The organism is Streptomyces physcomitrii (assembly GCF_012273655.1).
GTDB classification, from domain to species: domain Bacteria; phylum Actinomycetota; class Actinomycetes; order Streptomycetales; family Streptomycetaceae; genus Streptomyces; species Streptomyces physcomitrii.
In genome coordinates this window covers 266,260-280,818 of the sequence record NZ_JAAWWP010000005.1, presented here as the reverse complement: position 1 = coordinate 280,818, position 14,559 = coordinate 266,260, and the positions used below count along the sequence as shown (strand labels likewise).

General features: G+C 70.9%; 13 protein-coding genes. 5 read left to right on the top strand and 8 right to left on the bottom strand.

The window, feature by feature from the left end:
* Positions 1 to 15: 15 nt before the first annotated feature.
* A complete protein-coding gene (locus tag HFV08_RS10945; protein ID WP_168538285.1) occupies positions 16 to 2,310 on the bottom strand; it encodes a (Fe-S)-binding protein in 2,295 nt (764 codons plus the stop codon).
* 340 nt (positions 2,311 to 2,650) lie between these two features.
* Between HFV08_RS10945 and dnaK the strand changes: the two genes are divergently transcribed.
* Genes dnaK through HFV08_RS10925 form a run of 4 tightly spaced genes read left to right on the top strand, consistent with a single transcriptional unit; the run spans position 2,651 to position 6,905 of the window.
* Positions 2,651 to 4,513, top strand: coding sequence for a molecular chaperone DnaK (gene dnaK / locus HFV08_RS10940; protein ID WP_168538283.1), 1,863 nt, complete (start codon positions 2,651 to 2,653; stop codon positions 4,511 to 4,513).
* Positions 4,510 to 5,223: a nucleotide exchange factor GrpE gene (gene grpE / locus HFV08_RS10935; RefSeq protein WP_168538281.1), complete on the top strand. Its 714-nt coding sequence runs from the start codon at positions 4,510 to 4,512 to the stop codon at positions 5,221 to 5,223. Before dnaK ends, grpE begins: the two co-directional genes overlap by 4 nt.
* A 33-nt stretch (positions 5,224 to 5,256) precedes the next feature.
* Entirely contained in the window at positions 5,257 to 6,438 is a 1,182-nt protein-coding gene (dnaJ, locus tag HFV08_RS10930) for a molecular chaperone DnaJ (protein ID WP_168538280.1), read from the top strand.
* Between the two features lie 2 nt (positions 6,439 to 6,440).
* Positions 6,441 to 6,905, top strand: coding sequence for a heat shock protein transcriptional repressor HspR (locus tag HFV08_RS10925; protein WP_168538279.1), 465 nt, complete (start codon positions 6,441 to 6,443; stop codon positions 6,903 to 6,905).
* Positions 6,906 to 7,061: 156 nt separating this feature from the next.
* On the opposite strand, the gene HFV08_RS10920 is transcribed toward HFV08_RS10925, so the two are convergent.
* The 6 genes from HFV08_RS10920 to HFV08_RS10895 form a co-directional block, all read right to left on the bottom strand.
* The gene (locus tag HFV08_RS10920) at positions 7,062 to 7,370 is read right to left on the bottom strand and encodes a helix-turn-helix domain-containing protein (RefSeq protein ID WP_168538278.1); all 309 of its coding nucleotides are present in this window, start codon (positions 7,368 to 7,370) and stop codon (positions 7,062 to 7,064) included.
* Between the two features lie 335 nt (positions 7,371 to 7,705).
* Positions 7,706 to 8,782: a helix-turn-helix transcriptional regulator gene (locus HFV08_RS10915; RefSeq protein WP_168538277.1), complete on the bottom strand. Its 1,077-nt coding sequence runs from the start codon at positions 8,780 to 8,782 to the stop codon at positions 7,706 to 7,708.
* Between the two features lie 71 nt (positions 8,783 to 8,853).
* The gene (locus tag HFV08_RS10910) at positions 8,854 to 9,825 is read right to left on the bottom strand and encodes a helix-turn-helix transcriptional regulator (protein ID WP_168538275.1); all 972 of its coding nucleotides are present in this window, start codon (positions 9,823 to 9,825) and stop codon (positions 8,854 to 8,856) included.
* Positions 9,826 to 9,924: 99 nt separating this feature from the next.
* Positions 9,925 to 10,899: a helix-turn-helix transcriptional regulator gene (locus HFV08_RS10905; protein ID WP_168538273.1), complete on the bottom strand. Its 975-nt coding sequence runs from the start codon at positions 10,897 to 10,899 to the stop codon at positions 9,925 to 9,927.
* A 108-nt stretch (positions 10,900 to 11,007) separates the two neighbouring features.
* On the bottom strand, positions 11,008 to 11,982 hold the full coding sequence (locus HFV08_RS10900; RefSeq protein ID WP_168538271.1) for a helix-turn-helix transcriptional regulator: 975 nt from the start codon (positions 11,980 to 11,982) through the stop codon (positions 11,008 to 11,010).
* Positions 11,983 to 12,087: 105 nt separating this feature from the next.
* Positions 12,088 to 13,071: a helix-turn-helix transcriptional regulator gene (locus HFV08_RS10895; protein ID WP_168538269.1), complete on the bottom strand. Its 984-nt coding sequence runs from the start codon at positions 13,069 to 13,071 to the stop codon at positions 12,088 to 12,090.
* Positions 13,072 to 13,435: 364 nt separating this feature from the next.
* Here HFV08_RS10895 and HFV08_RS10890 point away from each other — a divergent pair, with 364 nt between their 5' ends.
* Positions 13,436 to 13,774 carry a Rieske (2Fe-2S) protein gene (locus tag HFV08_RS10890; protein WP_168538267.1) on the top strand — a complete coding sequence of 113 codons (339 nt, stop codon included), beginning with the start codon at positions 13,436 to 13,438 and terminating at the stop codon, positions 13,772 to 13,774.
* A gap of 176 nt (positions 13,775 to 13,950) precedes the next feature.
* Here the strand turns inward: HFV08_RS10890 and HFV08_RS10885 are convergent, their stop codons facing one another.
* Complete coding sequence (locus HFV08_RS10885) at positions 13,951 to 14,385, bottom strand: pyridoxamine 5'-phosphate oxidase family protein (protein WP_168538265.1); 435 nt, start codon at positions 14,383 to 14,385, stop codon at positions 13,951 to 13,953.
* Between the last annotated feature and the right edge of the window lie 174 nt (positions 14,386 to 14,559).

The following is a 14,559-nucleotide window of genomic DNA, read 5'->3' as shown; positions in this document are numbered from 1 at the left end:
CTCGGCGCCTGCTGGCTACTTGACCGGCTCGGGCTCCGGTTCGGTCTCCTCGGCGGGTTCGCCGGAGGGGTCGGCCGGGGTCTTCACCGAGTCCAGGAGGAGCTGGGCCACGTCCACGACCTGGATGGACTCCTTGGCCGCGCCGTCGTTCTTCTTGCCGTTGACGGAGTCGGTCAGCATGACCAGGCAGAAGGGGCAGGCGGTGGAGACGATGTCGGGGTTCAACGACAGTGCCTCGTCGACGCGTTCGTTGTTGATGCGCTTGCCGATGCGCTCTTCCATCCACATCCGGGCGCCGCCGGCGCCGCAGCAGAAGCCGCGCTCCTTGTGGCGGTGCATCTCCTCGTTGCGCAGGCCCGGGACCCGGCCGATGATCTCGCGCGGCGGGGTGTAGATCTTGTTGTGGCGGCCCAGGTAGCAGGGGTCGTGGTAGGTGATCAGGCCCTCGACCGGGGTGACGGGGACGAGCTTGCCCTCGTCGATGAGGTGCTGGAGCAGCTGGGTGTGGTGGATGACCTCGTAGTCGCCGCCGAGCTGGGGGTACTCGTTGCCCAGGGTGTTGAGGCAGTGCGGGCAGGTCGCGACGATCTTCTTCGCGGACCTGGGCTTCTTGGTCTCCGGGTCCTCGTCGTCCTCGCCGAAGGCCATGTTCAGCGTGGCCACGTTCTCCATGGCCAGTTCCTGGAAGAGGGGTTCGTTGCCCAGGCGGCGGGGGGAGTCGCCGGTGCACTTCTCGTCGCCGCCCATGATGGCGAACTTCACGCCCGCGATGTGCAGCAGCTCCGCGAAGGCCTTGGTGGTCTTCTTCGCGCGGTCCTCCAGGGCGCCGGCGCAGCCGACCCAGTACAGGTACTCGACCTCGGTGAGGTCCTCGATGTCCTTGCCGACGATCGGGATCTCGAAGTCGACCTCCTTGGTCCACTCCAGGCGCTGCTTCTTCGCCAGGCCCCAGGGGTTGCCCTTCTTCTCCAGGTTCTTGAGCATCGTGCCCGCCTCGGAGGGGAAGCTGGACTCGATCATGACCTGGTAGCGGCGCATGTCGACGATGTGGTCGATGTGCTCGATGTCCACCGGGCACTGCTCGACGCAGGCGCCGCAGGTGGTGCAGGACCACAGCACGTCGGGGTCGATGACGCCGCCCGTGGCGAAGCCACTGTCGGATACGGGCTCGGCGGTGCCGATCAGCGGGCGCTCGGCCTCGGCGAGCGCGGCGGCGGGGACGTCCTTGAGCTGCTCCTCGGAGGCCTTCTCCTCGCCCTCCATCGTCTTGCCGCCGCCCGCGAGCAGGTAGGGCGCCTTGGCGTGGGAGTGGTCGCGCAGCGACATGATGAGGAGCTTGGGGGAGAGGGGCTTGCCGGTGTTCCAGGCGGGGCACTGCGACTGGCAGCGGCCGCACTCGGTGCAGGTGGAGAAGTCGAGCAGGCCCTTCCAGGAGAAGTGCTCGATCTGCGAGACGCCGAACTGGTCGTCCTCGCCCGGGTCCTCGAAGTCGATCGCCTTGCCGCCGGAGGTCATCGGCTGCAGTGCGCCGAGCGAGACGGCGCCGTCGGCGTTGCGCTTGAACCAGATGTTGGGGAAGGCCAGGAAGCGGTGCCAGGCCACGCTCATGTCCAGGTTCGTGCTGACCGTGATCATCCAGATCATGGTCGTGCCGAGCTTGATCATGGCGAAGAAGTAGGTGAGCGTCTGGAGCGTGGAGACGTCCAGGCCGTCGAAGAGCGCGACCAGGGGGTACGAGGCGAAGTAGGCGGCCTCGTAGTGGTCCACGTGGTGCAGGGCGCCTTCGAGGCCGCGCAGGACCATGATCGCCAGGCCGATGACGAGGATCACGTACTCGACGAAGTACGCCTGCCAGCCGGTGGAGCCGGTGAAGCGGGACTTGCGGCCCGCGCGGCCCGGCAGGTTGAGGAGCCGGATCACGATCAGCGCCAGGATGCCGACCGAGGTCATCGTGCCGATGAACTCGATGTACATCTCGTACGGCAGGAAGCCGCCGAGGACCGGCAGGGTCCAGTCGGCCTCGAAGAGCTGGCCGAAGGCGTTGACGATGGTCGGCGGCAGCGTGAGGAAGCCGATCGCCACGAACCAGTGGGCGAAGCCCACGATGCCCCAGCGGTTCATCCGCGTGTGCGCGAGGAACTCCCGGGTCAGCGTGACGCTGCGGGTCCAGGGGTTGTCCAGGCGGTTCGCCTGCTCGGGCAGGGGTGAGCCGAGCTTGAAGAAGCGCACGAAATGGGCGATGGCGCGGCCGAAGAGGGCAACACCGATCACGCTGAGGACCGTCGACACGATGATCGCGGCGAGTTGCATGGAAGGGCTCCTCGTACCTGCGCGGGGCGGTCGCTTACTAAGCGGTAACTTATCTGTCCGCTCCGAGATTACCTACATGTTCCGCCGCACTGTAGCCAGCGGCGCGGTGATCTGTGTCGCTGAGGCAAGCCTCTCCTGGCGTGGCGTCAGATCGGCGGGCGGGGGCCGGAGCGGCTGGGTGGAGTGGGTCTCCGGAGAGGGTGCGAGCCTGGTGCGGGCGGCACCTTGCCCGTAAGGCCGGGATAAAAGTTGAGTGGCCTCGACTCAGCTCTGTTGACGGATGCGCCTTCGTGGTGCACTCTTGAGTCCGTTCCACTCAAGTCAGCTGGAGGAATCAAAAATGGCACGTGCGGTCGGCATCGACCTGGGCACGACGAACTCGGTCGTCAGCGTTCTGGAGGGCGGTGAGCCCACCGTCATCACCAACGCCGAGGGCGCCAGGACCACGCCGTCCGTCGTCGCCTTCGCCAAGAACGGTGAGGTGCTCGTCGGCGAGGTCGCGAAGCGTCAGGCGGTCACGAACGTCGACCGGACCATCCGGTCCGTCAAGCGTCACATGGGCACCGACTGGCGCGTCGACATCGACGACAAGGGCTTCAACCCGCAGCAGATCTCCGCCTTCGTGCTCCAGAAGCTGAAGCGCGACGCGGAGTCCTACCTCGGCGAGAAGGTCACCGACGCGGTCATCACCGTCCCGGCGTACTTCAACGACTCCGAGCGGCAGGCCACCAAGGAGGCCGGTGAGATCGCGGGCCTCAACGTCCTGCGCATCGTCAACGAGCCCACCGCGGCCGCCCTGGCCTACGGGCTCGACAAGGACGACCAGACCATTCTCGTCTTCGACCTCGGCGGCGGCACCTTCGACGTCTCGCTCCTGGAGATCGGCGACGGCGTGGTCGAGGTGAAGGCCACCAACGGTGACAACCACCTCGGTGGTGACGACTGGGACCAGCGCATCGTCGACTACCTGGTCAAGCAGTTCAACAACGGCCACGGCGTCGACCTCGGCAAGGACAAGATGGCGCTCCAGCGCCTGCGCGAGGCGGCCGAGAAGGCCAAGATCGAGCTGTCCTCGTCCACCGAGACCAACATCAACCTGCCCTACATCACGGCCTCCGCCGAGGGCCCGCTGCACCTGGACGAGAAGCTCACCCGCGCACAGTTCCAGCAGCTCACCTCCGACCTCCTGGAGCGCTGCAAGACGCCCTTCCACAACGTCATCAAGGACGCGGGCATCCAGCTCTCCGAGATCGACCACGTGGTCCTGGTCGGCGGCTCCACCCGGATGCCCGCCGTCGCCGAACTGGTCAAGGAGCTGACCGGCGGCAAGGAGGCCAACAAGGGCGTCAACCCGGACGAGGTCGTCGCCATCGGCGCCGCCCTGCAGGCCGGTGTGCTCAAGGGCGAGGTCAAGGACGTCCTGCTGCTCGACGTCACCCCGCTGTCCCTCGGTATCGAGACCAAGGGCGGCATCATGACCAAGCTGATCGAGCGCAACACCACGATCCCGACCAAGCGCTCCGAGATCTTCACCACGGCCGAGGACAACCAGCCGTCCGTGCAGATCCAGGTCTACCAGGGCGAGCGCGAGATCGCGGCGTACAACAAGAAGCTCGGGATGTTCGAGCTGACCGGTCTGCCGCCGGCGCCCCGCGGCGTCCCGCAGATCGAGGTCTCCTTCGACATCGACGCCAACGGCATCATGCACGTCACCGCGAAGGACCTCGGGACGGGCAAGGAGCAGAAGATGACCGTCACCGGCGGCTCCTCGCTGCCGAAGGACGAGGTCGACCGGATGCGCCAAGAGGCGGAGCAGTACGCCGACGAGGACCAGAAGCGCCGTGAGGCCGCCGAGTCCCGCAACCAGGGCGAGCAGCTCGTCTACCAGACCGAGAAGTTCCTCAAGGACAACGAGGACAAGGTCCCCGGTGAGGTGAAGACCGAGGTCGAGGAGGCGCTCGGCGAGCTGAAGGAGAAGCTCAAGGGCGAGGACACCGCCGAGATCCGCACCGCCACCGAGAAGGTCGCCGCGGTCTCGCAGAAGCTCGGCCAGGCCCTGTACGCGGACGCCCAGGCGGCCGGTGGCCCCGGTCCCGACGGTGCCGCCCCCGGTGGCGCCCAGGGCGGCCCCGCCGACGCGGACGACGTCGTGGACGCCGAGATCGTCGACGACGAGAAGCCGGGCAAGGACGGTGCCGCGTGACCGAGGAGACCCCGGGCTTCGACGAGAACAACGAGCCTGACGTCTCCGAAGGCACCGCCGCCAAGGGCTCTGAGGACACCCCTGAAGCGGCCGGTGCCGAGCCGAAGGCCGGCGTTCCCTCTCCTGAGGGCGCGTCGGCCCCGGCCGGGGACGCGGGACTGATCGCCCAGCTCGACCAGGTGCGCACCGCCCTCGGCGAGCGCACCGCCGACCTCCAGCGCCTCCAGGCGGAGTACCAGAACTACCGCCGCCGGGTGGAGCGGGACCGGGTCACCGTCAAGGAGATCGCCGTGGCGAACCTCCTCGGCGAGCTGCTCCCGGTGCTCGACGACATCGGGCGGGCGCGCGAGCACGGCGAGCTGGTCGGCGGCTTCAAGTCGGTCGCCGAGTCGCTGGAGGCCGTCGCCGCGAAGATGGGGCTCCAGCACTTCGGCAAGGAGGGCGAGCCCTTCGACCCGACGATCCACGAGGCCCTGATGCACAGCTACGCGCCGGACGTCACCGAGACGACCTGCGTGGCCATCCTTCAGCCGGGGTACCGCTTCGGCGAACGCACCATCCGCCCCGCGCGGGTGGCGGTGGCCGAGCCCCAGCCCGGGGCGCAGGCCGCCGAGAAGGACGGCGCCGAGCAGGGCAAGGGCGCCGAGGACGCGGGCGCCGACGGCGAGCAGGCCAAAGGAACGGAGAGCGGTGGCCCGGACGAGGGCTGACGCCATCCGTGCAGGAGAGGAGGGACGCCGGGGATGAGCACCAAGGACTTCATCGAGAAGGACTACTACAAGGTTCTCGGCGTCCCCAAGGACGCCACCGACGCCGAGATCAAGAAGGCCTACCGCAAGCTGGCCCGGGAGAACCACCCCGACGCCAACACCGGCAACACCAAGGCGGAGGAGCGCTTCAAGGAGATCTCCGAGGCGAACGACATCCTCGGCGACCCCAAGAAGCGCAAGGAGTACGACGAGGCGCGCGCCCTGTTCGGCAGCGGCGGATTCCGCCCGGGGCCGGGCGCGGGCGGCGGCGGCTCGTTCAACTTCGACCTCGGCGACCTCTTCGGCGGGGGTGCGCAGGGCCAGGGCGCGGGCGGCTTCGGCGGCGGCCTCGGCGATGTCTTCGGCGGTCTGTTCAACCGGGGCGGCGCGGGGGCGGGCGGCCGTACCCAGCCGCGCCGGGGCCAGGACATCGAGTCCGAGGTCACGCTCAGCTTCACCGAGGCCGTGGACGGCGCGACCGTCCCCTTGCGGATGTCCAGCCAGCAGCCCTGCAAGGCCTGTTCGGGCACCGGCGACAAGAACGGCACCCCCCGGGTGTGCCCGACCTGCGTCGGCACCGGGCAGGTGGCGCGCGGCTCCGGCGGCGGTTTCTCGCTGACCGATCCGTGCCCGGACTGCAAGGGCCGCGGGCTGCTCGCCGAGACGCCCTGCGAGGTCTGCAAGGGCAGCGGGCGCGCCAAGTCCTCGCGCACCATGCAGGTCCGCATCCCGGCGGGCGTCAGCGACGGGCAGCGGATCCGGCTGCGCGGCAAGGGCTCCCCCGGCGAACGCGGCGGCCCGGCCGGTGACCTGTACGTGGTCGTGCACGTCGACGCGCACCCGGTCTTCGGCCGCAAGGGCGACAACCTCACCGTCACGGTGCCCGTCACCTTCCCGGAGGCGGCGCTCGGCGGCGAGGTCAAGGTGCCCACCCTCGGCGGGCCCCCGGTCACCCTGAAGCTGCCGCCCGGCACGCCCAACGGCCGCACCATGCGCGCCCGCGGCAAGGGCGCGGCCCGGGCCGACGGCACCCGGGGCGATCTGCTGGTCACGGTCGAGGTCGTGGTGCCCGAGGACGTCACCGGCAAGGCGCGGGACGCCCTGGAGGCCTACCGCGAGGCGAGTGCGGACGAGGATCCGCGGGCAGAACTCTTCCAGGCCGCGAAGGGAGCATGAGGATGGACGGCCGCCGTCGGCACAACTCATTCAGTGGCAGGGCGTACGAACTGACCGACGAGACCCCGGTCTACGTCATCTCGGTGGCCGCCCAGCTCTCGGGCCTGCACCCGCAGACCCTGCGCCAGTACGACCGCCTCGGCCTGGTCTCCCCGAACCGGACCGCGGGCCGCGGCCGCCGCTACTCCGCCCGCGACATCGAGCTGCTGCGCCAGGTGCAGGCCCTCTCCCAGGACGAGGGCATCAACCTGGCGGGCATCAAGCGGATCATCGAGCTGGAGAACCAGGTCGCCGCCCTCCAGTCCCGGGTGGCCGAGCTCTCGGCCGCGGTCGAGGGCGCGGCGGCGGCGATGCAGCAGCGCGAGGCGGCCGTGCACGCCTCCTACCGCCGCGACCTGGTGCCGTACCAGCAGCAGCAGTCCAGCGCCCTGGTGGTCTGGCGGCCGAAGCCCAAGCGGCAGGGCTGAGCGGGGCACCGGCACCGGAGCGGATCCGGCACCGGTACGGGAACAGCACCGGTACACCACAGGTCCGGGAGGCGGAGTGCGCCTCCCGGACCTGTCGTGTGCGTACGCGGGGTCCGGGACTTCGTGTCCGCGCGGCATCCGGACCCCGTGGCCGGTTCAGGCCCGTACGCGGACCTTCTCGTGGACGTCCCCGCGCTGGGCGAGGGCGGCCCGGGTGCGGTGCCAATGGCCCACCCAGGGCTGCGGGTTGGCGCCGCAGGCGCTCACATAGGCGAGCGTGACCTCCAGGCTGGGCAGCTGGATGCCGCGGGCGGCGGCGGCCAGCGTGGTGCCCGAGTAGTTCGCCCGGCTCGCGAGGCTCTCGTACGAGGGGCTGCCCGCCTTGCGCCGTACCGTGCGCAGATCGTTCGCGAAACGCTGCAGAGGTCCCTGGGACGGATCGATGTGTGCTTCTGGTCTTCCCATCTGTGCTCCCACTCCCCGGAGTGCTGTCGCGCGAGAGGCGCGCTTTCCCCGGGCGGGCCGTCCCTGAATCCGGCCCGCCCACAGCGACGCAGGCTGCGGGCGCGCGGCAGTCGTCCTGCGTCACGGTCGTCGTCGTCCTCCACCATGCAGTGCACCCACCTGTCACACCACGGTCATCTTTTTGCAGCGCAGCGACAGGAGGGGTGGCATAGGGCGGTAAAACGCGCAAATGTCCTTTCAGGGGTACGGAAGTGAGGCGGGACACAGGCCGTCACGCGGCTCCGGCGGGGCTGTTGAGCTGGGCGGGGGCTCCGGCCGGGCGGGCGCGGACGGCGTCACGGGCGCTGGTCGAGGATCCCCGATCGGTCGATGAGGTAGCCGAGTTGGGCCCGGCTCCGGCTGCCGAGGACGGCCGCGAGCCGCGCGATGTGCGCCCGGCAGGTGCGGACGTTCAGGCCGAGGCGCTCGGCGATCCGGTCGTCGGTCTCGCCCTCGACGAGGAGGGCGGCGATGGCGCGCTGCCGGGCGGTGATGCCGTCCGCCGAGGGCACCGACTCGCTCGCCGGGTACATCGGCGTCGCCAGCCGCCACAGCCGCTCGAAGGTCATCACGAAGTAGTCGAGCAGCGTCCGGTGGCGGACCTCCAGGGCGACGGTGCGGTCCTTGCTCGCCGGGATGAACGCCACCCGCCGGTCGAACATCACCAGCCGCTCGGTCACCTCGTCCAGGGTGCGCACCTCGGCGTCCCCCTCCAGGAGCGCGTAGTAGTCGTGCACGCTCGGGTCGTGGCGCGCGGTGTGCTGGTACAGGGTGCGCATCCGGGCGCCCCGGGCGAGCAGCTCGCGGTCCCGGGCCAGGGCCTGGGCCAGCGTCGCCGGGGCCCGGGTGCCGCCCGGCTGGATGGAGAGCAGCTCGGTGCGGGCCTCGCCGACCGCCTCCTCGATGGCCGCGTTGATCCGCTCGAAGCCCTCGTGCACGGTCAGCGCGGGGGCGGGCGCGGCGTGCCCGGCGGCCGCGGTGTCCCCGCCGGTCGCGCTGTCCCCGCCGGTCGCGGCGGCCCCGGTGCTCCCGGGCCGGTGCCCCTTGCTGCCGAGCGCCATCAGCGGGGCGAACTCCGCGGCCAGCCGCTCCGCCTGCCCCCGCCGGTCGGCGATGCCGTACGAGACGTCGAGCAGCAGCCGGGGCAGCGCGACCGCGGGCGGCGTGGGCCGCAGGGCGCCCGGGTCCTCGGGGTCGGCCGCGAGCAGCCGCGCCTCGGCCAGGCAGGGCACGCGCGCCGCGGCCTCCCGCGTCACCCGGCCCTCGCGCAGCGCCCGCCCGTAGAGCTGTGCGCCCTCGGGGCACAGCTCGGCCGGGTCGTGGCCGTGCGCCGCCGTCTCGGGCAGGGGGGCTGCCGGGTCGCTTCCGGTCATGGGGCCACTTCCCGGGTTCACAGCCTTTCCTGAAGTTCTGGGCGCGGAGGGGGTATGGGGATTCTGGTCGTTCATGCGGGGCCGTCCAGGATGCCCGATCGGCCGATGAGGTAGCCGAGTTGGGCCCGGTTGGAGCTGCCGAGGATGGTGGCGAGATGGGCGATGTGGGTGCGGCAGGTGCGGACGTTCAGGCCGAGGCGCTCGGCGATCCGGTCGTCGGTCTCGCCCTCGACGAGCAGGGCGGCGATGGCGCGCTGGCGGTCCGTGACACCGTCGGTGGCGGGCAGCGGCGCGATCACCGGGTGCATGGGGGTGGCCAGGCGCCACAGGCGCTCGAAGCTGAGGACGAGGTAGTCGATCAGCGCGGGGTGGCGGATCTCCAGGGCCACCGTGCGCGCGGAGTTGGCCGGCAGGAAGGCCACCGCCCGGTCGAAGACGAGGAGTTGCTCGCTGACCTCGTCCAGGGTGCGGACCTGCACGTCCCCGGTGAGCGAGGCGAAGTGGTCGAGCACCAGCGGCAGATGGCGGTGGCTGTGCTCGTAGAGGGTGCGGATGGTGCCGCCGCGGCTGAGGATGTCCTGCTCGTACGGGCGCGAGCGGGCGATCTCCGCGGGCACCTCGGAGCCGGGCTGCAGCGAGAGCGCCTCCTCGGCGCAGGCGCGTACGGCGTGCGCGAGGGCGGATCTGACCCGGGGGATGCCCTCCAGGACGGTGATCGCGGCGGTGTCCTGGTCGGCCTGCTGGGAGCTGTGCAGCTGGAGCAGCGGCGCGAACTGCTCGGTGAGGCGGGACTCGCGCCGCCGCTGCGCCGCGATGCCGTCCTCGATGCCGCGCAGCAGCCGGGGCAGCGCGACGGAGGGCGGGGTGGGCAGCAGCCAGTCGGTGTCGCGGACGTCGGGCTGGAGCAGGGCGCCGTCCACCAGGCAGGGCGCGGCCTCGGCCACCGCGGTGCGGATGCGGCCCTCCTGGAGCGCACGGGCGTACAACTCGGCGCCCGGCGCGCACAGTTCGTCGAGGTCGTGGGGATGGACTGTCTGGTGCACGCGGCGCCTTTCGGGCGGGAAAGCGTTCTCTGCCGATGCCCCGTGGACTCCTGTCGCGGGGGTGGCAGGAGGGAAGTGCGGGGAGCGGTTCCGCCTCGTTCACTCCGGGTCGTCGAGCATGCCGGATTTCCCGATGAGATAGCCGAGTTGGGCCCGGTTGGAGCTGCCGAGGGTGGTGGCGAGATTGCCGATGTGGGTGCGGCAGGTGCGCACGTTCATGCCGAGCCGCTCGGCGATCCTGGCGTCGGTCTGGCCCTCCACGAGCAGCCGGGCGATGGCGCGCTGCCGGGCGGTGAACCCCTCGGGGGCCGGCAGGTGCGCCTTGCGCGGGAACAGCGGCACGGCCGAGCGCCACAGCTCCTGGTACATCGACACCAGGTAGGAGACCAGCGTGGGGTGGCGCACCTCCACCGCCAGGTCCGGGTCCTCGGCGGACGGGACGAAGGCCACCTTGCGGTCGAAGATGGCCAGCCGCTCGGGTATGTGGTCCAGGCTGCGCGCCTGGAAGTCGTACGCGCCGAGCCGCTCGAAGTGCGCGGAGACGACGGGGGAGTGGCGCGAGGTGTGCTGGTAGAGGGTGCGCAGCCGGCCGCCGCGCTTGAGCACCCCGACGTCGATGCCGCGCCGCTCGTCCAGCGACTCCGCGTAGCGCTTGCCGCGCCGGATGGCCAGCACCTCCTCCCGGGTCTCCGCGGCCGCTCGCGAGGCGGCCTTCCTGAGGCTCTCCAGGCCCTTGAGCGCGGTGATCGAGGAGTCCCCGGCGGGCGCCCGGTGGTCGGCGTCCAGCGCCAGCAGGGGGGAGAACGCTTCCGCGAGGGCCGCCTCCTTCTGCCGCCGCAGGGTCACGTCCTCCTCGATGGTGTGCAGCAGCCGGGGCAGGGCGACCGCGGGCGGGGTGGGCAGCAGCAGCCCGGCGTCGGCCACATCGGGCTGGAGCAGGCCCATGTCGAGCAGGCAGGGCGCGGACTCCACCGCCGCGTGCGGCAGCCGCCCGGCGCGCAGTGCACGCGCGTAGAGCGCGGCGCCGGGCTCGCACAGTTCGTCGATGCCGTGAGGGTGGTGCGTCGTGGACAACGCCCTGCCTTTCGTGAGGGAGGAGGCGTCTGGACCGGTCACTCTGCCCGGTGTCGTTGCCCCGTGCAGGCTTTCCGCGAAGACGGTCCGCGAGGGCCCTCGCGGGCGTCACTGCTCCTGGTCGAGGATCTGGGACCGGCCGATGAGGAAGCCGAGTTGGGCCCGGTTCGCGCTGCCGAGGGTGGCGGCCAGTTTGGCGATGTGGGCGCGGCAGGTGCGGACGTTCATGCCGAGCCGCTCGGCGATCCGGGCGTCGGTCTCGCCCTCCACGAGCAGGGCGGCGATGGCGCGCTGGCGGGCGGTGACACCGTTCTCCTGGGGCTGCTGGGCGGCGGTCGGGAACAGCGGGGTGGCCAGATTCCACTGCCGCTCGAAGGTGGTGGTGAGGTAGGCGATCACCGAGGGGTGACGTATCTCCAGGGCCAGGGTGCGCTCGGCGTTGGCCGGAATGAAGGCCACCGAGCGGTCGATGACCACCAGCCGGTCGGTGACCTCGCTCAGGGTGCGCGCCTCGACGTCGCCGCGCAGGCGGCCGAAGTGGTCCAGTACGGCGTGCGCGTAGCGGGTGGTGTGCTGGTAGAGGGTGCGCATCCGGGCGCCCCGGTCCAGCATGGCCTGCTCCTGCGCGTAGGACTCGGCGAGCGCGGCGGCCGAACGGGCGCCGCCCGGCTGGATGGTCAGGATCTCCTGGGTGGCCTCGGCCATCACGTGCTGGATGGCCGCGTTGATCGGGCCGGTGCCGCTGAGCACGGTCAGCGCCGAGGACTGCGCGGCGGGCGAGCGGTCGGCGTCCAGGGCCATCAACGGCTCGAAGATCTCCGCGAGTTCGCGCTCGCGCCTGCGGTGGCGGGCGACCTCGTCCTCGATGCCGCGCAGCAGCCGGGGCAGCAGCACGGCCGGGGGCGCGGGCTTCAGCCAGCGGCTGTCCTCGAAGTCCGGATGAAGCAGGCCGAACCGGGTCAGGCAGGGCGCGGCCTCGGCGTCCTCGACGGCGACGTGGCCCTCGCGGAGCGCCTGTGCGTAGACGCGAAGGCCCGCCTCGCACAGCTTCTCGACGGGGTGGGGCGGGTGCTCGTGGGTCATGCTGCGGATCCCCTGGTCGGCCACGTGGGGGCGGGGAGGGAGCGGAGTCGGGTGGTAACCGCTTGCCCTCGTCCACTCCCGGCCGTGCATAGTACAGAGACCCGGCTACTGCTCCTGGTCCAGGACTCCTGACTTTGCGATCAGAAAACCGAGTTGGGCCCGGCTCCCGCTGCCGAGCGCGGCGGCCAGTTTGGCGATGTGGGCGCGGCAGGTGCGGACGTTCATGCCGAGGCGGCGGGCGATGGCCTCGTCCACATAGCCCTCGATCAGGAGCTTGGCGATGGAGCGCTGCACCCCGGTGATGCCGTCGGGCGCGGAGGGGTACGGCGGCTCCTCCGTCAGCGGGGTGGCCTGCTGCCAGAACTGGTCGAACACCGACGCCAGGTAGTCCACGAGACCGGGGTGCCGGAGCTCCAGGGCGACCCGCCGGTCGCGGCGCGCGGGGATGATCGCCATGGTGCGGTCGAAGATGATCATGCGGTCGACGAGCTCTTCGAGCGTGCGGATCTCGATCCGGTCGGTCCCGATCCGCTCCACGTACGCGTAGATCCCGGGGCCGTGCCGCACGGTGTGCTGGTAGAGGGTCCGCATGCGCACGCCCCGGCTCAGCGGCTCCTCGATGCGCTCCAGCGACTGGGAGAGCGAGTCGAAGTCCCGTACGCCGCCGGGCTGGACGGTGAGGATCTCCTCCTTGCACTCGGCCGTGGCGACGTCCAGCGTCGCGTTGATGGTCTGGAAGCCTTCCAGGATCGTGATCGCGTGCGTGGTCGCCGGCTCCTGCGCGGTGATCGCCATGAACGGCTCGAAAGCGTCAGCGAGTTCGATGGACAGGCGCCGCCGCTCCTGGATCTCGCGCTCCAGCGGATGCAGCCGCTGCGCCAGCGCCGCCGAAGGGGCCAGCGGGCGCAGCCAGTTCCCGTCGTCCGGATCCGGGCGCAGCAGTGCGAGTTCCAGCAGGCAGGACGCCGATCCCACCTCCGACCGGCTGATCCGTCCCGCGCTCAGCGCCGCGGCATAAAGACGTGCCCCTTCGTCGCACAGGGCGGTCACCGAGTGCGGATGTGTCGCCTTTGCCTCTTTTGTTGCCAATTCTTCACCCCCCAGGGTCCTGAACCTACAGGAACATGATGCATTGGTTCTGTGGCCTCAACGTGCCGGTATGCGCCATCGTCATGAGGGTGCGGGGGAGAGGAACCGATCAAGTGAGGACGAAGCCGACTATGTCCCGAAAGATGCTTCGCTCAGTGCTTGCTGTGGGCTTCGCCCTGGTCGCGTTCGCTGCCGCCGCACCCGGGGACGTCTCCTGGAACAGCGCAGTGGTCGTCGCCGATGACGTTTCGTGGAACACCCCCGGGCCCCAGGGGAGGGCCGTACAGGAGAAGGGCACCGACGATGTCGCCGGTGACGTCTCCTGGAACACTCTCCCAAACAGCTCTACGTCCCCCACGATCGCATGACCACCCCCCCGGACGACAGTTCCTTCCGGCGCGAGATGGCCTCGGCCTACCGTCTCGGGTGGCACTTCGTCGACCTCGCCACGGCGGTCCCCCACCCCGGCGACACGCTCACGGTCACCGTCTTCGGTGAACCGGTCGTCGTGACCCGTGACGAGGAGGAAGAAGTACGCGCGTTCCGCCTGCTGCGCAGGCCGCGAGGGGCTCCCCAGCCCGTGCGGTGTGCGGTGCGGTACGGAATGATCTTCGTGAACTTCGACCGGCGCGACAACCGGCTCTCCGAGCCGGAACACCTGAACACGAGCCAAGCCATCCCGGCCACCCCCCGCAGTGCCTGACGCGATTCCCCCGTCGTCGTAGATCGCGCAGGCACTTCCCCCCGCAGCGGCGCCACCGTGACCTGAACACGGTGGCGCCGCTCGCGTCTGCGCGCACGGCTCGGGACGGGGCGATGCCGTACGGGCGCCGTGACGCCTCGTGCGGGCGGGCGGGCCGGGCCGCGGTGCCCGGCGCCTCAGGCCCGCCCCATCGCCCGGGTCAGGTGGATCTCGATCACCACGCGCTCGGGGTTCTCCCGGGGCGTGCGCCCGTACCGCTCCGTGGAGCGCCGCTCGCCGTCCGCCACCGCCCCCGGGTCGGTACGGATCACCGCCCGGCCCTCCAGGGTCGCCCAGCGTCCGCCCCTGGCGTGCTGGCTCACCGAGACCGGGGCCCCGGCGGGCGTCCCGTCCGGCGCCCCGGCGGCCCGCTGCCCGGCCAGGATGTTGCGGACCTTCGTACTGGTCCGGCCGGCGAGGACGCGGGCGATCCCGGCCGCCGGATCGTACGTCACGTTCACCGGCACCGAGTGGGGGGTGCCGTCCGGCCGCAGGGTGGTCAGGGTGCACTGGAGCGGCTCGCGCCAGAAGGCGAGGTAGCTCTCGCCCGGGTCGCGGGGGTCGGTGGCCATGCGGCGAACCTACTGCGGGGGCCCGGACACGCAACCGCACCCCCCTCCCTTCCTCGCGCCCTCAGAACCTCACTCCTCATTCTTGAGTGGAACCCGCTCAACTTTGTGTACCCTGGACCAGTCAGTAATGAATACTGGTCCGGGCGGCCTGGAGCGGTGCGAGCCCCGAGGAGG

Bases quoted from the DNA above. Each gene is read 5' to 3' on its own strand.
- HFV08_RS10900 (WP_168538271.1), bottom strand. From the start codon at position 11,982: ATGACCCACGAGCACCCGCCCCACCCCGTCGAGAAGCTGTGCGAGGCG.
- dnaJ (WP_168538280.1), top strand. From the start codon at position 5,257: ATGAGCACCAAGGACTTCATCGAGAAGGACTACTACAAGGTTCTCGGC.
- HFV08_RS10925 (WP_168538279.1), top strand. From the start codon at position 6,441: ATGGACGGCCGCCGTCGGCACAACTCATTCAGTGGCAGGGCGTACGAA.
- HFV08_RS10920 (WP_168538278.1), bottom strand. From the start codon at position 7,370: ATGGGAAGACCAGAAGCACACATCGATCCGTCCCAGGGACCTCTGCAG.
- HFV08_RS10885 (WP_168538265.1), bottom strand. From the start codon at position 14,385: ATGGCCACCGACCCCCGCGACCCGGGCGAGAGCTACCTCGCCTTCTGG.
- dnaK (WP_168538283.1), top strand. From the start codon at position 2,651: ATGGCACGTGCGGTCGGCATCGACCTGGGCACGACGAACTCGGTCGTC.
- HFV08_RS10945 (WP_168538285.1), bottom strand. From the start codon at position 2,310: ATGCAACTCGCCGCGATCATCGTGTCGACGGTCCTCAGCGTGATCGGT.
- HFV08_RS10915 (WP_168538277.1), bottom strand. From the start codon at position 8,782: ATGACCGGAAGCGACCCGGCAGCCCCCCTGCCCGAGACGGCGGCGCAC.
- HFV08_RS10890 (WP_168538267.1), top strand. From the start codon at position 13,436: ATGACCACCCCCCCGGACGACAGTTCCTTCCGGCGCGAGATGGCCTCG.